The sequence below is a fragment of the Sphingomonas sp. Leaf357 genome (genome assembly GCF_001423845.1).
In the GTDB taxonomy this organism is placed as follows: domain Bacteria; phylum Pseudomonadota; class Alphaproteobacteria; order Sphingomonadales; family Sphingomonadaceae; genus Sphingomonas.
Genome location: NZ_LMPM01000002.1, coordinates 455,847 through 478,408 on the forward strand (window position 1 = coordinate 455,847; position 22,562 = coordinate 478,408).

The window sequence follows — 22,562 nt, forward strand, 5'->3', positions numbered from 1 at the left end:
CCTTACGCAGCTTCAGCCGGATGCTTCGCCGCGATCGCGCCGAGCAGATCGTCGAACGCCTTGGAAAAACTCGCCACACCTTCTTCGACGAGCGTATCCGTGACGCCCTTGAGGTCGAGCCCCAGGCTTTCCTGATCCGCGAGCACCTTGCGCGCGCCCTCGACATCCGAGGAGAGCGTATCGCCCACCGTTCCGCGTTCGCGAAACGCGTCGAGCGTCTTGGGCGGCACGGTGTTGACCGTGTCCTTGCCGATCAGCGTGTCGAGATACAGCGTGTCGGGATAATCCGGGTTCTTGGTACCGGTCGAAGCCCAGAGCAACCGCTGCACTTGAGCGCCCTTGGCAGCGAGCGCCTGCCAGCGATCGGACGCGATGAATTCCTCGTACCAGGCATAGGCCAGCTTGGCGTTGGCGATGGCAACCTTGCCTTTGAGCGCCTTGGCCGCGTCACCGCCGGTGCCCGCATCGATCTTGTCGTCGATCTTGCTGTCGATGCGGCTGACGAAGAAACTGGCGACGCTGGCGATCCGGTCGATCGCCTCACCGCGCGCGGCGCGCTTTTCAAGGCCCTCGGTGTAAGCGAGTGCGACCGCCTTGTACGCGTCGATCGAGAACAGCAACGTCACGTTGACGTTGATGCCGGCGTCGATCGTCGCGGCGATCGCGGGCACGCCGGCGGGCGTACCGGGGATCTTGATCATCAGGTTCGGGCGATCGACCTCGGCCCACAACTTCGCGGCCTCGGCGATCGTCGCATCCGTATCGTTGGCGAGGTATGGCGACACTTCCAGGCTGACATAGCCGTCCTTGGCCTCCAGCCGGTCATAGACCGGGCGCAGCGTGTCGGCCGCCGCCCGGATATCCTGGATCGCGAGATGTTCGTAGCGCGCCATGGTCGAGGCGTCCGGGTTCGCCTTGTCGAACTCGGCGAGCGCGAAATCATAGGCGTCGCCATGCCCCATCGCCTTTTCGAAGATCGACGGATTGGAGGTGACGCCGGTCAGCCCATCCTCCTCGACCAATTTCTGCAGGCCGCCCTCGGCGAGGAACTTGCGATCGACGAAGTCGAGCCAGACGGCTTGTCCCCGTGCGGCGAGATCGTTCAAACGGCCCATCACTTCGTCTCCATCACGGATTTGGCGACTTCCACGACCTTGGGGATCGTGAAGCCGAACTTGTCGGCCAGCTTGGCGAGCGGGGCAGAGGCGCCGAACGTCGCCATGCTGATCGCCTTGCCTTCGAGACCGATATAGCGATCCCAGCCGATTTCGCTGCCCATCTCGATCGAGACGCGCGCCTTGATCGCCTTCGGCAGCACGCTTTCCTTGTATTCGTCCGACTGACGCTCGTAGCGGAACCAGCTCGGCATCGAGACGACGCGCGCGGCGATGCCCTCGCTCTTGAGCTGCTCGTACGCGCCGATCGCCAACGATACTTCGGATCCGGTGGCGATCAGGATCACCTGCGGATTTTCGCTGTCGGCCAGCACATAGGCGCCCTGCTCGAGGCCATCGGCGCTGGCATATTTGGTCCGATCGAGCGTCGGCAGCGCCTGACGCGACAGCACCAGAGCATGCGGATGGCCGCTGTCCTTGACGATTGCCTTCCATGCCGCCGCCGCCTCGTTGGCGTCCCCGGGGCGGATCGTGTCCATGCCCGGTGTCGCCCGCAGCATGGCGAGTTGCTCGATCGGCTGGTGGGTCGGGCCGTCTTCGCCGACGCCGATCGAATCGTGCGTGAAGATCCACACCGCGCCGATCTCCATCAGCGCGGACAGGCGCACCGGGGGACGCATGTAATCGAGGAACACGAAGAAGGTGGAGCCGTAACCGCGCAGGTGCGACAGCGACATGCCGTTGACCACCGCGCCCATGCCGTGTTCGCGCACGCCGAAGTGGAAGTTCACCCCGTCATAGCTGCCGGGTTCGAACGACTTGCCACCCTTGATGTCGGTCTTGGTCGAGGGCGCGAGATCGGCCGAGCCGCCGAGCAGCCATGGCACCTTGGGCACGATCGCGTTCAGCACCTTGCCCGCCGCGTCGCGGCTGGCAATGCCCTTGGCATCGGGCTCGAACACCGGAATATCGGCATCCCAGCCTTCGGGCAGCGTATCCGACAGCAGAGCATCGAGTTCGGTGGCGAGATCGGGGAACGCCGTGCGATACTTGGCCAGCGTGGCTTCCCACTCCTCGCGCGCCGGGCGTCCGCGATCGGCGATGGCACCGTTGAAATGCTCGACCACGCCATCGGGGACGTAGAAGGTCTTGTCCTCGGGCCAGCCATAAGCGCGCTTGGTCTCAGCGATCACGGCGTCGCCCATCGCATCGCTGTGCGCCTTGGAGGTACCGGCGATCGGGCTGCCGTAACCGATGACCGAGTGAACGATGATCATCGTCGGCTTGTCGTCGGTCTTGCGGAAGGTATCGAGCGCCGCGGCCAACGCCGCACAATCGTTGGCATCGTCGACATGGATGACGTTCCAGCCATAGGCTTCAAAGCGCTTGCCGACGTCCTCGTCGAACGTCAGGCTCGTCTTGCCCTCGATCGTGATGTGGTTGCTGTCGTAGATCCAGCACAGGTTGCTGAGGCGCAGATGCCCGGCGAGGCTCGCGGCCTCCTGGCTCACCCCCTCCATCAGGTCGCCGTCACCCGCGAGCGTGTACACGTCGTGATCGAACAGCGTGTAATCCGGCTTGTTGTAGCGCGCGGCGAGCCAGCGCTCGGCGATCGCCATGCCGACCGAATTGCCGCAACCCTGCCCCAACGGACCGGTGGTCGTCTCGACCCCGGTGGTATGACGATATTCGGGGTGGCCCGGCGTCTTCGAGCCGATCTGGCGGAAATTCTCGATATCGTTCAGGCTGACCGCCTCGTGGCCGGTCTTGTTGCCCTTGCCATCGACCTCGTCGACCTTGGCGAGGTGCAGCAGCGCGTAGAGCAGCATCGAGGCATGGCCCACCGACAGCACGAAGCGGTCGCGATTCGGCCAATCGGGCTTCGCCGGATCGTAGCGCAGGAATTGCGACCAGAGCGTGTAGCCGACCGGCGCCATCGCCATCGGCGTGCCGGGATGGCCCGAATTCGCCTTCTGCACCGCGTCCATCGTCAGGGTGCGGATCGTGTCGATCGTCAGCCGCGACAGCGATCCGTCCTCGTGGAGACTGGTCCCGTCCTGTTTCGAACGGGTGTCGGCGGTTGCGGTGTCGCTCATGACGGGTCGATCCTTCTTGTCGCTGCCCCAACGCGAAGGGGCGTCCGAGGTTGCGGCTTCTGCGGTCTTATCTCGCGCGGTCAACCCGACTCACCGCGCCATCATGCGCGATATAGGCCGAATCGATCTCGTCCAGGAACAGGCCGTGCCCGAGAAGTCCCGGAATCGCAGCCAGTTGCGCGGCGGTGGCGAGGGGATCGAACGCGCCCGGAAATTTGCTGTCGAGGATCAGATTGTCCTGATCGGTGCGCCATGGCCGGCCATCCCGGAGCCGCAGCACCGGAGTCGCGCCGAGCCTGGCGATGCGATCGGCCACGAACGCACGGGCGAGCGGCAGAACCTCGACCGGCACCGGCGCATGGCCGAGCATGGCGACGCGTTTCGACCCGTCGGCGATGGCGATCATCCGGCGCGCGGCGGTGGCGACGATCTTTTCGCGCAGCATCGCCCCGCCCGCGCCCTTGATCGCGCGGGCCTGCCCGTCGATCTCGTCCACGCCGTCGATCGCGATGTCGATCTCGGCGATGTCGTCAAGCGGCAGGACGGCAATTCCCGCCGCGCGCGCCGCAGCCTCGGTCGCCAGCGACGTGGCCACGGCGGTGATCTTCAGGCCCGCGCGCACCCGCTCGCCGAGATGCGCGATCAGATGGGCGGCGGTCGATCCGGTGCCGAGACCGACGATCATGCCCGCGTCGATTTCGGCCGCGGCGGCGATCGCGGCGAGGCGCTTGTCGTCGTCCGCGCTCATTTCGCCATGGCCTGCTCGAACAATGGCGATCCAAGATGGGCCGCGAGCCAGCGCTGCACGTTCGGCAGGACCTGCGCGTCGAACCAGTCTCGATCCACCGCCGCGAACTGGCGGACGAACGGCATCAGCGCGATATCGGTCAGGCGGCGCGCCTCGCCGCACAGATTGGTCGTACCGGCAAGGCGGGTTTCGAGTCCGCCCAGCAGCGCCAGCCCTGCCGCGCGATGCTCGAGCGGGGCGCTGCCGTGCCGTTCGGGATATTTGTAGCGATCGAGATGGTGCTTGAACGGCCCGTCATTGGCGGCGATCAGATCCGCATCGTCGCCGGCCAGCCACCGTTCGGGATCGTTCTCCGCCAGCGCCCGGCGCATGATCGCCAGGCTCTCGTCGATCACCTCACCATCCGGCAGCACGAGCACAGGGACGGTCCCCTTGGGCGAGGCCGCGAGCATCGCCGCCGGCTTGTCGCGCAGCTTCACCTCGACCGTCGCGAACGCCGCGCCGCTGACCAGCAACGCCATCCGCGCGCGGATCGCATAGGGGCAGCGGCGGAAGCTGTAGAGGATCGGCGCGGTCATCACGCCTGCATGTAGGGTGGCATGCCGGGCCGATCCACTCTTGCCTTCCGCCCCGCGCGCCGCGATGGCTCGGCCATGCAGACAGAGGCCGTCCTCGGATTCGATTTCGGCACCACCAACAGCGTCGCGGCGCTGTCGGTGGGCGGGGCCGCGCCGGACATGGTCGCCTTCGACACGCCGAACGGGACGGACGCGGTATTCCGATCGGCCTTGTGCTTCTGGCAGGACGAGGACGTGCGCGGCGGACTGGCGGTGGAGGCCGGGCCGTGGGCGATCGCCGAATATCTCGATTATCCCGAGGCGAGCCGATTCGTGCAATCGTTCAAGTCGGTCGCGGCCAGCCCGGTATTCGAACATGCCACGATCTTCGAACGGCGGTTCCGGTTCGAGGAGATGGGGCAACTGTTCCTGGACAAGCTGGCGGCGCGATCGGGCGGGACGCTGGGCGGCGTGCCGGCCCGGATCGTCGTCGGGCGGCCGGTGGAATATGCCGGCAGCCGGCCGGACGAGGCGCTGGCCCGCACCCGCTACGACGCGATGTTCGCCCGGTTCGGGGCGGACGTGCATTACGTCTACGAGCCGGTCGGCGCGGCGTTCAGCTTCGCCGCGCGGCTGACGGAGCCGGCGACGGTGCTGGTCGCCGATTTCGGCGGCGGGACGAGCGACTTCTCGGTCGTGCGCGTTGCGGCGCCGGGGGCGGAGCGGCGGTGCGTACCGCTGGGGCATGCGGGGATCGGGATTGCCGGGGACCGGTTCGATTATCGCATCGTCGATCGGCTGGTGCTGCCGATGCTGGGCAAGGGCGGCAATTACAAATCGTTCGACAAGGTACTGGAAATCCCGCGCGGCTATTTCAGCGATTTCGCCGACTGGTCGAAACTGGCGCTGATGCGCAATCGCAAGACGCTGGCCGATTTGGACAAATTGCGCCGCAGCGCGATCGACCAGGCGGCGATCGGGCGGATGATCGCGGTGATCGAGCAGGAACTGGGCTATCCGCTGTACGACGCGGTCGGGCGATTGAAGCGCGCTCTGTCCGCCGACACGCACGCGCATTTCCATTTCGAAGGCGCCGGGCTGGAAATCGAGGCGGAGGTGACGCGCGCGGAATTCGAAGGCTGGATCGTCGGGGATATCGCGCGGATCGAACAGACCGTGGATCGCGCGCTGGCGGCGAGCGGCGTGACGGCGGACGGGATCGACCGGGTGTTCCTGACCGGCGGCACATCGCTGACCCCGGCGGTACGGGCATTGTTCGTACGGCGTTTCGGGGAGGATGCGATCGCCAGCGGCGGCGAACTCACCTCGATCGCGCACGGGCTCGCGCTGATCGGGCAGGAGGCGGATCTGGCGGCGTGGTCGGTGTGAAAAACGAGGCTTGTTTCCTGTAATCCGTCCGTCCTGAGCCTGTCGAAGGACTGTCCTTCTTTCGACCCTTGAACAGAAGGGCAGTGCTTCGACAAGCTCAGCACGGACGGTATATGGAATACTCGTCCCTACCCCTTCGCCCATTCCGTCAGCAGCGTGAAGGCTATGGCGTAGGGCGGCGGTGGCAGAAACGCACCGGTCCCGCCGGCCAGCACGTCGCGCACCTCTTCGCGCGACACCCAGATCGCGTCCTCCAGTTCGTTGGTGTCGAGCGTGATCGTGTCGTCCTCGGCGACCGCGACGCAGGCCATCATCAGTTGCGAGGGGAACGGCCAGGGCTGGCTGGCGACGTAGCGCACGCCGCGCACCGCGACGCCGGCCTCCTCCTTGATCTCGCGCGCGACCGCTTCCTCGATCGATTCGCCGGGCTCCAGGAAGCCAGCGAGCGCGGAATAGCGCCCCGGCGGCCAGCCCTTGCCGCGCCCGAGCAAGGCCCGCCCGTCATGCTCGGCGATCATGATGACGACCGGATCGACGCGCGGAAAATGCTCCGCCTTGCAGCTCGGGCAGGTGCGACCCCACCCGCCCCGAAAGATGTCGGTCGCGGTGCCGCAATTGGCGCAGAAACCGTGCCGGGCATGCCAGTCGATCAGGCTGCGCGCGGCGGCATAGGTCGCCGCCTCGCCGGGCGCGAGGCTGTGCAACGCCGACATCAGCGCCGGGCTGCGCATCGCCGGCGCGTTAGACACGCGCATGCCGGGCACGAATGCGGCGAAATGCGCGCGGCCTCCGTCATCGAGCCCGAGCAGGATCGGCACGGCATCGTCGGGCAGATCGGCCAAAGTCGTCCAGCCGAGGCGACCATCGTTGGTCACCTCCGGCTGGAGCGCCTCGAGCTTGAGCAGGCGTGCACGCCAATCGCCTTGCGCGGCGGCCAGCGCGTCGGCATCGTGACGCAGTCGATCCGCGCGATCGAACGTGCCGCCGGTGAAGCCCGGCGCGGTCATGCCGTCATTCATTTGGCCGTCATGCGCGCCACGTCGGACAGGAAGGCGGGCAGCACCTCGGTGCGGATCGGATAGGTGTCGCCGGGGAAGTAGTTGACCATCACGTTGCCGCGCGCGTGCCGCGCGGGATCGACGAACGCCACCGTGCCGGCCGCACCGCCCCAGCCATAGGTGCCCTTGCCCGCGCCGCCGGGAAAGTCCTCGAGATAGACCGAACCGCCCGCACCGAAGCCCATCTTCGGCCCGCCGGTATTGCCGCCGGTCGCCGCGACGGTGCCCGAAAAGACCACGCCCATCGGCAGCAGATTGGACATCGCGAGCTTCGCCGTTTCCGTCTTCATGATGCGCACGCCGTCCAGCGTGCCATAATTCTGCAGCATGTGCAGGAACCGGTCGTAATCGCGCGCCGACATCACCAGCCCAGCGCCGCCGTACGGGAAGCTGGGGGCCTTGAGCCAGACCGAGGTGGCCGCGGCATCGAGCGGGATGCGCGCCTTGGCATCGATCTTCGACGTATCGAGGCTCGGGTTGAACTGCGCCATCGCTGCGCGCGTAAAGATGTAATTGGTCGACAGACGCGAGACCTCGCTCTGCGGCACGGTCCAGAAGCTGGAAGACATCTTCAACGGATCGAAGATGCGTTTCTGCACGAAGCCGTCGAACGACATGCCGCTGGCGACCTCGATCACGCGGCCCATCACGTCCAGGCCGATCGAGTAGCTCCATTTGGTGCCGGGTTCGTAGACCAGAGGCAGGCTGGCGACGCGGTTAGCGAATTCCTCCAGTGTGGCCGGACGCACCTTGCGCGACTGCGCCTCCAAGTCGTTGTTGACCTGCGCCGGATCGATGCCGAGCTTCTTGTATTCGGCCAGCAGTGGCCCCTTGGTGATGATCGAATAGCCCAGCCCCGCGCTGTGCGTCAGCAGCATGCGGATCGTGACCGGGCGAACGGCAGGGTGGCTGGCCAGGCTGTCCGGACCGTCCAGCACCTTCATGTCCTTGAACGCCGGGATATATTTGCTCACCGGGTCGTCGAGCTTCAGCTTGCCTTCCTCGACCAGGATCATCGCCGCCATGCCGGTGATCGGCTTGGTCATCGAATAGACCCGCCAGAGCGAATCCGGCCCGGCCTTCGCGGCGCTCGGGCCGTCGGCGATCGTGCCGGCGGATAGGAACATGGTCGGGCCGTCGCCGATGCCAAACGCGGCGACGATGCCGGGCATCTTGTTGTCGCGCACATAGCCATCGAGCACCGCCTGGGTCGCCGGCAGCGCCGAGGGCACGGCGCTGAGCGTCGGGGCGGGCGCGGCGGTGACGGGGGCGCTGGGTGCCGGGGCGGTTTGGGCGAAACCGGCGCCGGTCAGCAGGACCGCGCCCAACCCTGCGGACGCCAAAAGCTTGAACGATTTCATACCACTCTCCCGATCTCTGCCGCCGCCTTGGCGAAAACGCTGGGCAACCCCGCCGACTCGATGTCGGCTATCGGCCACCATTCCGAATTCGAATGCTCCGGCGCGCGCGCGACCGCAAGCGCGAGTTCGAGCCGGAAGTGCGTGAAGACATGGGAAACCGTCACATCCAGCATCCGCCAGTCGCCCGCGAACGGCGCATGGGCAAGACCGGGCGGCGCGTCTGCCCACGGTCCGGTCGGCAGCGCGCGCATTCCGCCGAGCAGGCCCCTGGGCGGGCGACGGACGAGCAGCACCTTACCGTCGCTTTCCGCCCAGAAGATCGTGCCGTAGCGTTGCGGGCGGACGGCCTTGGCCGGTTTGACCGGATAAGCCTCCGGCGCGCCCGAGGCGAAGCCGTCGCAGCGTTCGTGCAGCGGACAGACGAGACATTTCGGCGCGCGGACCGTGCAGATCGACGCGCCGAGATCCATCATCGCCTGTGCGAAATCCCCCGATCGCACGTCCGGCGTGATCGTGTCGGCGGCGGCGCGGATCGCCGCGCGCGCGCCGGGCAACGGGTCACGGATCGCGAAAAGGCGTGCGACGACGCGCTCGACATTGGCATCCACCACCACCGCGCGTTGCCCGAAGGCGATGCTGGCGATCGCGGCGGCGGTATAGTCGCCGATGCCGGGCAGCGCGCGCAGTTCGGCCTCGGTGCCGGGGAAGGATCCGTCGTGCTTCGCCACCACGACGCGGGCGCAGGCAACGAGGTTGCGGGCGCGGGCATAGTAACCGAGCCCCGCCCAGGCCGACATCAACTCCGCCTCGTCCGCACGCGCCAGCGCCGCGAAATCGGGCCAGCGGGTGGTGAACAGCGCGAACTTGGGCTTCACGGCCGCGACCGTCGTCTGCTGCAGCATGATCTCCGACAACCACACGCGATACGGATCCGGCGACGGCGTGCCGGGCGGCGCGCGCCACGGCAGCGCGCGGGCATGCGCATCGTACCAGGCGAGCAATAGCTCGGAAATGGAACCGTGTCGGGATCGGGGCTTTGCGGGCACGGCGCCGCTATGGCATGGGGGACGGGATGAGCAAGCGCGTCGTCTCCCCTCCCGAAGCAGAAGCGCCACGCGGCGGTCGCGCGCGCAGCGTGGCCGAACTGCTGCCCGATGTCGGGCGCGCGGCGTTCCGGCGATTCGGCTTCGTGCAGAGCGCCGTGGTCAGCCGCTGGGCGGAGATCGTCGGGCCGCGTTACGCCGGGGTGTCGGCCCCCGAATCGATCCGCTTCCCGCCGGGCAAGCGCGCCGGAGGCACGCTGAATCTCGTCGTGCGCGGGGCGCACGGCACGATGATGCAGCATATCGCGCCGGAGATCATCGAACGGGTCAACCGCTTCTTCGGCTATGAGGCGATCTGCAAGGTGCAGATGCGTCAGGGCGACGTGCCAGCCCCGCGCGTCCGCGCCGCGCCGCCGTCGCTGAAACCCGTACCGCTCGACCTAGGCGCAAGTTTGCGCACCATCGCCGATCCCGAACTCAAGGCCGTGCTTGAAGCGTTGGCCGCCGGTGTCGCCGCCACGCGTGGCGCGCCCGTCATTGGAACCCCCGACGAATGATCCGCTCCCTCTTCGCTCTCTTGCTCGCCCCCCTGCTGATCGGCGCCGCGCCCGCCCCGCGCGACTGGACCAAGACCGTGGCACGCACCGCAGACGGCGCGTTCGTCGTCGGCAATCCCAAAGCGAAGGTGAAGCTGGTCGAATATCTCAGCTACACCTGCCCGCACTGCGCGCATTATGCGGGCGAATCCGCGCCGACGCTGCGCGACAGGTTCGTCCGCTCGGGGTCGACCAGCGTCGAGATGCGGCACGCGACGCGCGACGATCTCGATCTCGCCGCCACGGTGATCGCGCGCTGCACCGGGCCGGCGGGCTTTCCCCGGACGACCGAGTTGATCTTCGCGCGGCAGGGCGACTGGTTCCCGCGCGGACTGGAATTCCGCCAGGCCAACGGATCGCGCCTCGCGCTCTATCCCACCGCGGGCAAGCTGCGCGCGCTGGCCGACGGCTCCGGCCTGACCGATATCGGCCGCGCGCAGGGTCTGAAGGACGCCGCGATCGACGCCTGCTTCGCCGACACGAAGGGCATGCTTCAGATCGCGGTGATGAGCGATCAATCGTGGAAGACGATCGCCGCCGCATCGCCCCCCGGCATGGGCGGCACGCCCACCTTCGTCGTCAACGGCAAGCCCTATCCGACGCTCGACTGGGCCGGATTGGAAAAGGTTCTGCGCGCCGCCGGCGCGAAATGATGTCCCCTAGGAGTGTACCTCGCATGAAGTTCCGTCTCGTCTCCGCCATCCTGCCGCTGATCGCGCTCGCCGCCTGCGGCGACAATGCCGGCACCGCCAATTCCGCCACGCCCGCCGCGCCGGTCGCCGCGGCCCCGGCTCCCGCGGGCCAGGATTGGACGCAGACCGTGGCGCAGACCAAGGAAGGCGGGTTCGTGATGGGCAACCCCGCCGCGCCGCTCAAGCTGGTCGAATACGGATCGCGCCTGTGCCCGACCTGCGGCGCGTTCGCCAATACCGGCATGAAGCCGTTGATCGACACCTATGTGAAGAGCGGCAAGGTATCATACGAGTTCCGCGAATATCTCGTCCACGGCGCGCCAGATTTCGCGCCGGCCCTGCTCGGCCGCTGCGTCGGCACGACGGCGTTCTTCCCGGTGCTGGAACAGATGTTCGCCGCGCAATCGACGATCCTGCCCAAGATGGAGGACGCTCAGGCGTTCCAGGCCACCTTGCAGGGCAAGCCGCCCGAGGTGTTCGCCACCGCCTGGGCCGAGAAACTGGGCTATATCGATTTCGTCAAGCAGCGCGGCCTGCCCGAGGCGAAGGCGCGCGCCTGCCTGACCGACAAGGCCGAGATCGACAAGATGGTGAAGAACATGGACCTCGGCACCCAGATGGGCGTCAGCGGCACGCCGAGCTTCTTCCTGAACGGCAACCCGCTGCAGGGCGCGATCAGCTGGGAGCAGGTCGAACAGCAGTTGAAAGGTGCCGGGGCCTGATCCCGGTCTAGGGGTCCGGGGGGAACCGTTTGCCAGTGCAGATCAAGCGGCTTCGCCTGTCGGGCTTCAAGAGCTTCGTCGACGCCGCCGATCTGCGCATCGAACCTGGCCTGACGGGGATCGTCGGGCCGAACGGGTGCGGTAAGTCCAACCTGCTCGAGGCGCTGCGTTGGACGATGGGCGAAACCTCCGCCCGCTCCCTGCGGGGGGCGGGGATGGAGGACGTGATCTTCGCCGGCACCGCGACGCGGCCGGCGCGCGAATTCGCCGAAGTTTCGATGCTCATTGAAGGCGACGATTCGGAGGAGACGGAGATCGTCCGCCGGATCGAGCGGGGCGCGGGCTCCGCCTACCGCATCGACGGCCGCGACGTGCGCGCAAAGGATGTGGCGCTGCTGTTCGCCGATGCCGCGACCGGCGCGCATTCCCCGGCACTCGTCAGCCAGGGGCGGATCAGCGCGGTGATCGCCGCCAAGCCGGCCGAACGCCGCGCGATGCTGGAGGAAGCGGCGGGAATCGCCGGGCTGCACGTCCGGCGCAAGGATGCCGAGCAGAAACTGCGCGCGACCGAGGCCAATCTGGCGCGGCTCGACGAGGTGATCGCCGATCAGGATGCGCGCGCCGCGGCGCTCAAGCGGCAGGCGCGGCAGGCGGAGCGCTATCGCATGCTGTCCGATCAGATCCGCACGGCGGAGGCGCGGATGATCTTCGCGCGCTGGCGCGATGCGGCGGCGGCGTCCGACCTCGCCAAGGCCGAGGCGGCGGCGGCGGAAACGAAGGTCGCCGAAACGGCCGAGCAGCAGCGCGCGGCGGCGGCGTATCAGCAACAAGCGACGGAACGGCTTGGCGAGGCGCGCGCCGCCGCCTTGGCCGCACGCGACGCGGCGAGCGAAGCGGGACACATGCTGGCGGCGCTGCGCACCGAGCAAGCGGGCGTCGAACGCCGGCTGCGCGATCTGGCCGACGCCGCGACCCGGCTGGCCGACGATCGCCAGCGCGAGGGCGCGCTGGCACATGACGCCGCCGAAGCGCTGTCGCGGCTGGCGGAAGAGGCGAAAGCGCTGGAGCGGCGCATTGCCGAGGCGAGCGGACGGATGCCGGGCATGGAGGCTGCTCTGGCCGAGGCGGAACGCGCCGGGCGCGATGCCGAGGTCGCGCTGGCCCAGGCCCTCGCCGCGCAGGCGAGCGAAGCGGCGGAAGCTCGCGTGGCCGAGGCTGCGCTGGCAGCGGCGCGCATGCGCGTCGAACGGAGCGAGCGCGATCTGGCACGGGTAACGGCGGAAGGCCGGGCGATCGGCGACGCCGCGCCGCTCGAGGCCGAACGCGCGGCGGCGGTCGCGGCCCGAGCCCAAGCGCTGGCCGATGGCGAGAAAGCCCGCGCCGATCTGACCAAGGCGGATACCGAAGAGCGCACCGCGATCGACCGTCGCGACGCCGCGCAATCGGCGCGCTCGGCCGCGCATGCCGAACTGGCGGCGCTCAACAGCGAGGCGGCGGCGCTGGCCAAGGCGACGCAGCCGTCGGGCCGCGACCGGGTGCTCGATACCTTGCAGCCCGATCCCGGTTACGAACATGCGCTGGCGGCGGCCTTGGGCGACGATCTGGAAGCGGGGCTCGATCCCGCGGCCGAGCGCTTCTGGGCCGGTGCCGACCCACAGCCCGGCGACCCCGCCCCGCCCCCCGGTACTGAACGGCTGGCCGATCACGTCGCCGCGCCTGCCGCGCTGGCCCGGCGACTCGCCCAGGTGCTGGTGACGGACAGCGACGATGGCCTGCCGCTCGCCGTCGGGCAGCGGCTTGTTACGCGCGCGGGCGTGCTGCGGCGCTGGGACGGTTATGTGGCCAGATCGGGTGGCGCGGCCGCGGCGGAACGGCTCGTGCGCCTGAACCGCCTGCGCTCGCTGGAGGCCGCGAAGCCGGATGCCGTGGCGGCGGTCGATGCGGCGGATACAGCGCTCGCACAGATCGACCGGACGATCGCCGAGGCGCGTGGCGCGGCGCACGCTGCCCGCTCCGCGTTGCAACAGGCCGAGAATCGCGCGCGCGACGCCGCCCGCAACGAGGACCGCGCCGGGGCCGCGCTGGAACGGATCGATACCCAGTGCGCCGATCTCGATGCTCGGCGCAAGCGCATCGCCGGCGATCTGAGCGAAGCGCAGGGCGAGGTCGAGGCGGCGGCGGCGATCAAGGCCGCCCTACCCGATGGCAGCGCGACCCGCGAACAGGTGACCGCTCTGTCCGCCCAGGCCGAAACTCGGCGCAACGCGATCGCGACCGCTCGCGCGGAACGCGCGACTCTGGAGCGCGCGCTGGCGCAGGATCGCGACCGGCTGGCCAGCGGATCAGGCGAGGCCAAGGGCTGGCGCGCGCGCGCCGGGGAGGCCGCGCGGCGCATCGCCGATATGGACAAGCGCGAGGCCGAACTGACCCGCGAAACGGCGACATTGGCCGGCAAGCCCACCGAGATCGCCACCGCGATCGCCACGCTGGAGGCGACCCACCAGACCGCTCGCGCCGAAGCGGACATCGCACAGAGTGCCGAACGTCACGCCGAAAGCGTACTTCGCGAAACCGAAGCGGTGGCGCGCATGGCGGGGGAGGCCCTGTCGGAAGCCCGCGAAGCTCGCGCCGGCGCGCTCGCCCGCGCGGAAAACCAGGAACTCCGCCGGGTCGAGATGGGTCGACTGTCGGGCGAACGCTTCGAATGCCCTGCCCCGGTGCTGCCCGAAAAGGTCGGCTTCGCGGCCGATAGCGTCGGCAATCCGCAGGAAGAGAGCAAGACGCACGAACGCCTGTCGGTCGATCGCGAGCGGATCGGCCCGGTCAATCTCGTTGCCGAAAGCGAACTCGCCGAACTCGAAGCGGCCAGCAGCGGCAATGCCGGCGAGCGCGAGGAACTGGGCCTCGCCGTCAACCGGCTGCGCGGCTCGATCGGCACGCTCAACCGCGAAGGCCGCCAGCGGCTGCTCGCGGCGTTCGAGGCGGTCAACGGCCATTTCCGTCGCCTGTTCACCACGCTGTTTAACGGCGGCAGCGCACATCTCGAACTGATCGATTCGGACGATCCGCTGGAAGCAGGCCTCGAGATCATGGCCCAGCCGCCGGGCAAGAAGCTGCAATCGCTCACCTTGCTATCGGGCGGCGAACAGGCGCTGACCGCCGTTGCCCTGATCTTCGGCCTGTTCCTGACCAACCCGGCCCCGATCTGCGTGTTGGACGAGGTCGATGCGCCGCTGGACGACGCCAACATCGAACGTTTCTGCGGCCTGCTGGACGCAATGACGCGCGAGACGAGGACGCGCTACCTGATCGTCACGCACAATGCGGTGACGATGAGCCGCATGCACCGCCTGTTCGGCGTGACGATGATCGAACAGGGCGTCAGCCGGCTGGTGTCGGTCGATCTCGGCGGCGCGGAAACCCTGCTGGCGGCGGAATAACGTCCGTCATCAATTGCTTTGGGTGATCGCGACGCTGTGCGCACCGAGGCTGTGGGCCCTCAGGCGGCTGCGGGCGTAGACGATGTACGCGTTCAAACTAAGCAACAGCGCGCGCCCCTCTTCCAGCTTGGCTCCCGGGCCCGGCCGCGTGGCGAGAGCGGCGAATTTCCTTGCTTCCGTACTGGTGATGAACCCGAAATTGTCCAACGCGGCGATGGACAGGAGCAAGGGGGAGGTGTGTGGGTGACGCCGGCTCTGCTCATCGTCCCGATCCCGCCCTTCGAGTGTGTGATCGACTATCCAGAGTGCCTGGGAGAATGTTCGGTCCAGCGGTGCCAGTGCAGGATCGAGCGCCGTACCGCCATCGACGGGAAAGCCACGGCCACGACGATCAAACGCGTCGTCCGTCTCTTGCGCGCGATAGAAAGCGTGGTCTTCGCGATCACGATAAAAGGCCTCGATGTCGCGGGGCCAACGATTTGGCATCACATCCCGCAATGTCGGAAACAATGTCGTGAGAAAGGCCGCTGCTATGCCCATGGCGATTGACCGGACCAGATCGGGACCGATGATGATGCCTGCGGCCAAGCCGGCGCAGGCGAGGATCAGCCCGATGATCGTCAGTTTGCGCACAGCTAGGTGCGGTACGCTGAACACCCAATGCTGGATAAGATAGCACGACGTCATGATCGCCATGCCCGCCACGACCGCCGCGACGCCCCTTTTCAACCATTCCGGCCCGATCGCGGCGGTCGACGCCAGGAATATCACGAGTCCGATGCCGACGAGATATGGCAACCACGGGGCCGATCTGGCCCGCCCGTATTCGTCATAGGTCGCAGGCAACAGGATCTCGATGATCGGTGGCGCCAGGATGGCCACCGCGATCGCCGGCCATCGCGCCACCTCCGGCAACAGAAACACGCCCACCAGCGCCGACAGGTAGATCGCGCAGATCGCGGCGGAGCCGATCGTCCGGTACAGCCGGCGCGCCTTTTGGATTTCGAGCGGGATGTAGCTCATGACAGCATCTGTCCGATCCTCTTCACCACCGCGCTGGCGCGACCGGTGGCTAGCAGAAACCCGAACACACCGACGCCCGCGGCCTGGGAGATGTCGAGCGCCAGCAGTTTCGGATCGACATATTCCGTGACGGTGGCGGCCATGCAGACCCAGCCGACCAACCTTTCGGAGATGAGATCAATGTCCGTCAGCTTCACGCCACCCCCGAGGTCTTAGCCCGGCATCGGTGACATGGCATTTGATGGCCGGTCCAGAAGTTGTTGGACGAAAATGGAGCTAAATCATCCCCGCTCTGCCACGCTCGGCGATCCGTGACCGTTGGGTTCGGTCGGGATCGTCCATCCGGGTGCAGGTTGCCGGATCGCCGACACGATGATCCACAGCATCGCCGCGCCCCGGATCGCGGCGGCGAGAGCGATGTCCCCTTGGGTCGCCGATGGCGTGTGGCCTTCCATGCCGGCGAACATCCAGAATTCGGCGAAATAGGCGGCGGCATCCCCGATCGCGAACCACAGGATCGGCCAGATCCGATAGCCCGTCAGGATCAGGAACGGGTAAAGCCACAGGTCGAATTGCGGGGAATAGACCTTGTTCGTCAGCAGGAACCAGCACAGCACCGGCGTGAACATTATCCAGGGCCGGGCGGCGTGCCTGCGCCAGCCGAGCGCGACGATCAACGCCGCTCCGGCAGCAAACAGCGCGAAGCTGACGAGGTTGCGCACCGGGATCGGCGATACCCATAGGCCGAACGTCGCAAGCAATTCCCACACGGACGCCGCCGTGCCGCTGCGGTCGCTTGAGAAACGATAGAATTCGGACCAAGTGTCGAACGCGGCATAGGCGATCGGGGCGTTGATCGCGCCCCAGACGAGGATCGCGACCAGCGCGAGCGATGCCGCCCTCGTGATCCGCCGCGGCCAGCGCTCGCCCGGCCGGAACAGCGCGGTCAGGCCGAGCAATGGCAGGATCAGCACCGGAAACAGCTTGGCCGCCGTGCCCGCCGCCGCCCATTGCACTGCCCTGGTTAGCCGCCCCACCCGCGCCGCCAGCACCGCCGCCATGGCCAGCGCGACCGCCAGCAGGTCCCAATTGTGCCCGAGATACAGAATCAGCGGCGGCGCGGCGGCCCAGAGATACAGCCGCCGCCGATCGACCCCGGCCCGCTCCATCATCCATAAGACGAGGAAGGCGAGCCCGGCATTGACCGCGCTGACCACGAACAGGAAGGTCGCGGCGTCGGCCGCAGGGCCGCGCAGCAGCCGCGCGACGATCCCCTCGACCCAGATCAGCGCGCCGGTCAGCACCGGATATTCCATCCGGGCCTGAAGGTAGGGCAATTGCCCCGCCGCCACGCCACGCCCGCCCCAGAACGGCACCGCATCGCTGTAGCAGCCGGTGGTATATTGCACCCCGTCGGCCCAGCCGGCGCCGCAATGTCCCTTGAACGCCCAGCCCGCAAGACATGTGAGCGCGAGGAGCGACCAGGGGGTGAGCCAGCCGATCGTTTTGCGTCGGGGGGAAACCACCATCTCGCCATACCTTTCGGTTCTTTAGGGGCGCGCCTTCCCGTTCCTGTTCGGGCTTCGACAAGCTCAGCACGAACGGGAAAGGGATCGTCTTGTCTCGAGAACCCACCTAGCCGCATTCCGCGAACGGGCGAAGACTATGGTTTGATTGCCCCGCAGCGGTTTATAAGCGCCGGGCATGAGTGCGATTTTCGGGATCATCAGGTTCGACGGGGTGGAAGCGGATGCGCGCGGCGTCTCGCGCATGGGTGCGACGATGCGACACCGCGCGCCGGACGGGATCGAAATCGCCACGCTGGGTCCGGTATGCTTCGGCTATGGCAGGATGCGCGTACAGCGCGAGGATATCTTCGATGCGCAACCGCTGAGCGACGATCGCGGCGACGTCACGTTGGTGGTGGAAGGTCGGCTCGACAATCGCGAGGCGCTGGCCGCGAGCTTGGCAATCGACGTCGCCGCGTTGCGCGACATGCCCGACAGCGCCTTGGTCCTGGCCGCCTACAAGCATTGGGGTGCGGATTTCGCGGAGCACCTGCTCGGCGATTTCGCCTTCGCCTTGTGGGATGCGCGTGCCCGCAAGCTGGTGCTGGGGCGCGATCATATGGGCCAGCGCCATTTGCTGTTCCATCGCAGCGAGCATTTCCTTGCCTTTGCGAGCGAGATCAAGGCGTTATGGGCGCTGGAGGACGTGCCGCGCGCGATGAGCGACGATGCCACGATGCGACGGCTGCTGGTGCTGCGCGACCCCAACGCGCCGGATACGTTGTTCCAGGGGATCGAGGGCCTGCGCGGGGGCGAGCGGATGACGGTCGGGCTCGACGGATCGATCGATCGCCTGCGTTATTGGACGCCGCACGCCGCGCCGGAGCATGAGGGCAAGGACGAGGCTTACTATATCGCCGCCTATCGCGCGGTGCTCGGCGAGGCGGTGGCGTGCCGGGTGCGGCGGCTGGAGCGCAGGTCCGCGCTGCACATGAGTGGCGGGTTCGACAGCAGCGCGGTGGCAGGGCTGGCGGGGCCGGTGCTGCGCGAGCAGGGACGCACGATCCTGGGCATCGCATCGGTGATGCCGGAGGACAAACGCGGGCAACAGCCGCGCGATGCCCGGCCGATGGTGGAACATTGCGCGCGCGACATGCCGCATCTCGACGTGCATTATCTGACGCGCGAGGGGATCGAACCGTTCGGCGGTCTGGACGAGGCGTTGCCGCGTCTCGATGGGCCTGCCTCGACCGTCCACTACGTCTATGTCGAGGCGGCTCGGATCGCGCGACGGCACGATATCCGCCAGATGATGGACGGGCATGGCGGCGATTACACGCTCAATCCGCGCGAGAGCGGTGCCGTTCCCCGGTTGCTGATGCAGGGCGACCTGCGCGGCTATGTCCGGGAGGTCGCGGCCCTGCGCAGACGCTTCGGCGCACAATTGCTGCCGTTGCTGAGGCAGCATCTGCGCCAGATGCTCGATCCATTGATCCGGCGCGCGAAGATCCGGCTCGGGCGCAGCGTGCGGACGGCGAGCATGGCGCGGTTCCTCCAGCCCGGCGCGATCGATGCGGCCGTGGCAGCGCATTTGGTGACGCGCGACGAGTTCGGGCTGGACACCGGCGTCGCGATCGAGACGCGCGGCCGGATCGCCCGCCTGTTGGACCGGGTGAGCGGGCAGGTCGCATATGCGGCGATGGACATGGCGGCCTGGACCGAGGGGCTGGTGGTGACGCGCCCGTTCCACGACAAAAGGGTCGTCGAACTGGCGCTGGCGATCCCCGAATCGCTCTATTTCAAGGATGGGCGCAACCGCTATCTCGCGTGCCGCGCGCTGGCGGACATCTATCCGCCCGAATTCCAGGACCGGCCGTTTCACAACGACCACCGCATTCCCGACATCGCGGCCGCGCTTGCGAGCGCCGCGCCCGACCTGATCGCGCGCGCGGAGCGTCTGCCGGACGAACTGGTCGACCGCGACGCGCTGATCGCGGCGCTCGACCCCGATCGGCCCTGGGGCCAGCCCAAGGGGCTGGCGCTGGACGTGCTGCTGGTGGCCGATTACCGGCGGTGGTTCGAACGCAGAAACTCGCCCTGAGCGCGAACCCTCGACGGAGTCAGCTCGTGCCGATGGTCGAGTTGGGCGATTCCGCGCTACCACCCGGGATGATGCCCTCGGACCGGCTGACGATCGTCGCCGTGATCACCGCCGGAGTCGTCCAGGCCTTGCGACCTTCCCCGCAAGTATCATGTTCGGTTGCTACGTTCATGCCACTGTCCCTCGGAAACGCTCTGCCGTCGGCTCCGATATGGCGGGGAATGGCAAACATCCCGTTAACCGCCCGGCCCTTTATTCCAACGACTTGACGCCGATCAATCGACTCTGGCGCAGAGGGAACATATGCCGAACGAATGGCCCAGTTCGACGTTCAGCATAAGCTCGAAATCCTCGCCGATGCAGCGAAGTACGACGCGTCCTGCGCATCGTCGGGCACCTCGAAACGCACGTCGCGCGACGGCAAGGGCGTAGGATCGACCGATGGCGGGATGGGCATCTGCCATGCCTATGCGCCGGACGGACGGTGCATTTCGCTGCTCAAGATCCTGCTGACCAACAGCTGCATCTTCGACTGTCATTATTGCATCAACCGCAAGTCGAGCAACGTACGCCGCGCGCGCTTCACCGCCGACGAGGTCGTGCGGCTGACGCTGGCCTTCTACAAGCGCAACTACATCGAGGGACTGTTCCTGTCCTCGGGCATCATCCGGTCTTCCAATTACACGATGGAGCAATTGGTCGAGGTGGCGCGGAGCCTGCGTGAAGATCATCACTTTCGCGGGTACATCCACCTGAAGACGATTCCCGATGCCGATCCCGAACTGGTGCATCAGGCCGGGCTGTATGCCGATCGCGTGTCGATCAACGTCGAACTGCCGACCGCATCGGGCCTGAAGCGACTCGCGCCCGAAAAATCCGACACGCGGATCGCAACCGCGATGGGTGAGATGAAGACGGCGATCATCGACACCACCGACGCGCGCAAGCGCTACAAATCCGCCCCGAAATTCGCGCCCGCCGGGCAATCGACCCAGATGATCGTCGGCGCGGATGCCGCCACCGATGGCGATATCGTGCGCAAGGCATCGTCGCTCTACGATCGCTTCGGCATGCGACGAGTCTATTATTCCGCCTTCTCGCCGATCCCAGACGCCAGCGCGATCCTGCCGCTCCAGCGCCCGCCGCTGATGCGCGAACACCGGTTGTACCAGTCCGACTGGCTGATGCGCTTCTACGATTATTCCACTGCCGATGTGGTGGCGGCGGCCGATGAGGCGACCGGCATGCTGCCGCTGGATATCGATCCGAAGCTCGCCTGGGCGCTGAAGTTTCGCGGCACGTTTCCGGTAGATGTCAACCGCGCGCCGCGCGAGATGCTGCTCCGCGTGCCAGGCTTGGGGGTGAAGGCGGTCGGCAACATCCTGGCGGCGCGGCGCTGGCGACGTCTTTACCTCGCCGATGTCGCCCGCCTGACTGCGTCGATCGCCAAGGTACGCCCGTTTCTCATCGCGGAGGATTGGCGACCGGTGGCGCTCAGCGACAAGGCCGATCTGCGCCCGATCGTGGCGGCCAAGCCGAAGCAGATGGAATTGTTCGGCTGAGATGAGGACGATCCATCTCGCCGAACCTGACGATTTCGATGGCTGGCGCGATGCCGCGCGGGCGCTGGCGGCGGAGAGCGTGCCGCCGGAGGATGTGGTGTGGCAGGTCGGCGACGCGGCGGCCGATCTCTTCGCCGATCCGGGCGACACGCCTGCGGCACCGCCCGGCGCGACCTTCTCGGTGCCGCGCGCCTTCGTCGATCTCGCGCGTAAGGCGGTGCTGCACAGCGCGCCCGAACGCTTCGCCTTGCTGTATACCGCGCTGTTCCGGTTGCGCCGCGAGCCCAAGCTGATCGAGGATCATGCCGATCCGCTGGTGCGGCAGCTGGAAGGCCTGGCGCGCGAGGTGCGGCGCGACATCCACAAGATGCGCGCCTTCCTGCGGTTCCGCGAAGTCGATGACGGCGAGAGCGGTGCCGATACGGGTCGCTTCGTCGCATGGTTCGAACCCGACCATCATATCGTGCGCGCCAATGCCGCCTTTTTCATCGATCGCTTCGCCGCCCTGCGCTGGTCGATCCTGACGCCGGAACTGTCGATCCACTGGGACACCAAAAGGCTCGAGGAAGGGCCCGGCGCGGTCAAGAGCGATGCGCCCGACGGCGACCCGATCGAGGACGTATGGAAGACCTATTACGCCTCGATCTTCAACCCGGCGCGACTGAAGGTGGGTGCGATGCTGAAGGAAATGCCGCGCAAATATTGGAAGAACATGCCCGAAACCGCATTGGTCTCCGGTTTGATCGCGGGCGCGCGGGCGCGGGAGAGTGGGATGATCGATGTGGCGCGCACGCAGATCGGCGGAAATATCGACGCGGCCTGGGCGGCGCTGCGCGACGAGGCGGCGGGTTGCACGCGCTGTTCGCTTCACCAGCATGCGACGCAGACGGTGTTCGGCGAAGGCCCGACCGATGCGCGGCTGATGTTCGTCGGCGAGCAGCCGGGAGATCAGGAGGATCTGGCCGGGCGTCCGTTCGTCGGCCCGGCCGGGCAGGTGTTCGACCGGGCGATCGCCGAAGCCGGAATCGACCGGGCGCAGGTCTACGTCACCAACGCGGTGAAGCATTTCAAGTTCGAACAGCGTGGCAAGCGGCGCATTCACGCCAAGCCCGGCGCGGGCGAGATCACCGCCTGCCGCTGGTGGGTCGATCAGGAGCGGATGCTGATCAAGCCGCAGGTCACGGTCGCCCTGGGCGCGACGGCGGCGCGGAGCCTGTTGGGTCGCGTGGTGACGATCGGCAAGGAGCGTGGCCGCGCGCTGGAACTGCCCGATGGCGGCGGCGAGGCGTGGATCACGGTCCACCCTAGCTTCCTGTTGCGCCTGCCGGACGAGGTGGCGCGGGCGGAGGAATATGCCCGGTTCGTCGAGGATCTGCGCGTGGCGGCGGGACGGGTTACGGGTTAGGTCAAGATCGGATCAACCGGGCCTCTTTACCGTTCGTGCGGAGCCTGTCGAAGCACCGTACTTCGTGCCACGAACGTGTCACTTGTTGATCGAAGAACGGTGCTTCGACAAGCTCAGCACGAACGGACTGGGAAATGATCCAACTT

At 67.3% G+C, this 22,562-nt stretch carries 19 protein-coding genes; 8 read left to right on the forward strand and 11 right to left on the reverse strand.

The features are described 5' to 3' along the window. Window positions 1-2 precede the first annotated feature (2 nt). The 4 genes from tal to ASG11_RS15185 all read right to left on the reverse strand — a co-directional run bounded on the left by tal (window position 3) and on the right by ASG11_RS15185 (window position 4,537). On the reverse strand, window positions 3-1,115 hold the full coding sequence (gene tal / locus ASG11_RS15170) for a transaldolase (RefSeq protein ID WP_055781945.1): 1,113 nt from the start codon (window positions 1,113-1,115) through the stop codon (window positions 3-5). After that, the gene (gene tkt / locus ASG11_RS15175; RefSeq protein ID WP_055781947.1) at window positions 1,115-3,211 is read right to left on the reverse strand and encodes a transketolase; all 2,097 of its coding nucleotides are present in this window, start codon (window positions 3,209-3,211) and stop codon (window positions 1,115-1,117) included. The genes tal and tkt overlap by 1 nt, the downstream gene beginning before the upstream one ends. A 67-nt stretch (window positions 3,212-3,278) precedes the next feature. Further along, the gene (gene rpiA, locus ASG11_RS15180) at window positions 3,279-3,959 is read right to left on the reverse strand and encodes a ribose-5-phosphate isomerase RpiA (protein WP_055781950.1); all 681 of its coding nucleotides are present in this window, start codon (window positions 3,957-3,959) and stop codon (window positions 3,279-3,281) included. After that, entirely contained in the window at window positions 3,956-4,537 is a 582-nt protein-coding gene (locus tag ASG11_RS15185) for a glutathione S-transferase (RefSeq protein ID WP_055781952.1), read from the reverse strand. Before ASG11_RS15185 ends, rpiA begins: the two co-directional genes overlap by 4 nt. A 75-nt stretch (window positions 4,538-4,612) precedes the next feature. Here ASG11_RS15185 and ASG11_RS15190 point away from each other — a divergent pair, with 75 nt between their 5' ends. After that, window positions 4,613-5,905 carry an Hsp70 family protein gene (locus tag ASG11_RS15190; RefSeq protein ID WP_055782783.1) on the forward strand — a complete coding sequence of 431 codons (1,293 nt, stop codon included), beginning with the start codon at window positions 4,613-4,615 and terminating at the stop codon, window positions 5,903-5,905. 128 nt (window positions 5,906-6,033) lie between these two features. On the opposite strand, the gene nudC is transcribed toward ASG11_RS15190, so the two are convergent. Genes nudC through ASG11_RS15205 form a run of 3 tightly spaced genes read right to left on the reverse strand, consistent with a single transcriptional unit; the run spans window position 6,034 to window position 9,325 of the window. Beyond that, complete coding sequence (gene nudC / locus ASG11_RS15195; protein WP_055782786.1) at window positions 6,034-6,912, reverse strand: NAD(+) diphosphatase; 879 nt, start codon at window positions 6,910-6,912, stop codon at window positions 6,034-6,036. Between the two features lie 8 nt (window positions 6,913-6,920). Beyond that, window positions 6,921-8,324, reverse strand: coding sequence for a serine hydrolase domain-containing protein (locus ASG11_RS15200; RefSeq protein ID WP_055781955.1), 1,404 nt, complete (start codon window positions 8,322-8,324; stop codon window positions 6,921-6,923). Next, entirely contained in the window at window positions 8,321-9,325 is a 1,005-nt protein-coding gene (locus ASG11_RS15205; RefSeq protein ID WP_055781958.1) for an A/G-specific adenine glycosylase, read from the reverse strand. Before ASG11_RS15205 ends, ASG11_RS15200 begins: the two co-directional genes overlap by 4 nt. 59 nt (window positions 9,326-9,384) lie before the next feature. On the opposite strand from ASG11_RS15205, the gene ASG11_RS15210 reads away from it, so the two are divergent. From ASG11_RS15210 to ASG11_RS15225, 4 genes are read left to right on the forward strand one after another with little or no spacing between them, the layout of a single operon-like run. Beyond that, window positions 9,385-9,924, forward strand: coding sequence for a DUF721 domain-containing protein (locus ASG11_RS15210; RefSeq protein ID WP_055781961.1), 540 nt, complete (start codon window positions 9,385-9,387; stop codon window positions 9,922-9,924). Continuing rightward, complete coding sequence (locus ASG11_RS15215) at window positions 9,921-10,616, forward strand: DsbA family protein (protein WP_055781964.1); 696 nt, start codon at window positions 9,921-9,923, stop codon at window positions 10,614-10,616. Before ASG11_RS15210 ends, ASG11_RS15215 begins: the two co-directional genes overlap by 4 nt. Window positions 10,617-10,639: 23 nt before the next feature. Continuing rightward, complete coding sequence (locus ASG11_RS15220) at window positions 10,640-11,377, forward strand: DsbA family protein (protein WP_055781967.1); 738 nt, start codon at window positions 10,640-10,642, stop codon at window positions 11,375-11,377. 35 nt (window positions 11,378-11,412) lie between these two features. Further along, on the forward strand, window positions 11,413-14,817 hold the full coding sequence (locus ASG11_RS15225; protein WP_055781971.1) for a chromosome segregation SMC family protein: 3,405 nt from the start codon (window positions 11,413-11,415) through the stop codon (window positions 14,815-14,817). Between the two features lie 9 nt (window positions 14,818-14,826). On the opposite strand, the gene ASG11_RS15230 is transcribed toward ASG11_RS15225, so the two are convergent. From ASG11_RS15230 to ASG11_RS15240, 3 genes are all read right to left on the reverse strand, one after another. After that, window positions 14,827-15,840, reverse strand: coding sequence for a hypothetical protein (locus tag ASG11_RS15230; RefSeq protein WP_055781974.1), 1,014 nt, complete (start codon window positions 15,838-15,840; stop codon window positions 14,827-14,829). Next, the gene (locus ASG11_RS15235; protein WP_055781977.1) at window positions 15,837-16,037 is read right to left on the reverse strand and encodes a hypothetical protein; all 201 of its coding nucleotides are present in this window, start codon (window positions 16,035-16,037) and stop codon (window positions 15,837-15,839) included. Before ASG11_RS15235 ends, ASG11_RS15230 begins: the two co-directional genes overlap by 4 nt. Window positions 16,038-16,121: 84 nt before the next feature. Beyond that, on the reverse strand, window positions 16,122-17,369 hold the full coding sequence (locus ASG11_RS15240) for a hypothetical protein (protein ID WP_055781980.1): 1,248 nt from the start codon (window positions 17,367-17,369) through the stop codon (window positions 16,122-16,124). Window positions 17,370-17,544: 175 nt separating this feature from the next. On the opposite strand from ASG11_RS15240, the gene ASG11_RS15245 reads away from it, so the two are divergent. Continuing rightward, the gene (locus tag ASG11_RS15245; RefSeq protein ID WP_055781983.1) at window positions 17,545-19,449 is read left to right on the forward strand and encodes an asparagine synthase-related protein; all 1,905 of its coding nucleotides are present in this window, start codon (window positions 17,545-17,547) and stop codon (window positions 19,447-19,449) included. 19 nt (window positions 19,450-19,468) lie between these two features. On the opposite strand, the gene ASG11_RS18845 is transcribed toward ASG11_RS15245, so the two are convergent. Further along, window positions 19,469-19,621: a hypothetical protein gene (locus ASG11_RS18845; RefSeq protein WP_156363831.1), complete on the reverse strand. Its 153-nt coding sequence runs from the start codon at window positions 19,619-19,621 to the stop codon at window positions 19,469-19,471. A 142-nt stretch (window positions 19,622-19,763) separates the two neighbouring features. On the opposite strand from ASG11_RS18845, the gene ASG11_RS15250 reads away from it, so the two are divergent. Both ASG11_RS15250 and ASG11_RS15255 read left to right on the forward strand, forming a co-directional pair. Next, window positions 19,764-21,011, forward strand: a complete 1,248-nt coding sequence (locus ASG11_RS15250) for a putative DNA modification/repair radical SAM protein (protein ID WP_055781986.1) — start codon at window positions 19,764-19,766, stop codon at window positions 21,009-21,011. Between the two features lies 1 nt (window position 21,012). Then, window positions 21,013-22,416 (forward strand): UdgX family uracil-DNA binding protein, encoded by a 1,404-nt coding sequence (locus ASG11_RS15255; RefSeq protein ID WP_055781989.1) that lies wholly within the window; start codon window positions 21,013-21,015, stop codon window positions 22,414-22,416. Window positions 22,417-22,562 lie beyond the last annotated feature (146 nt).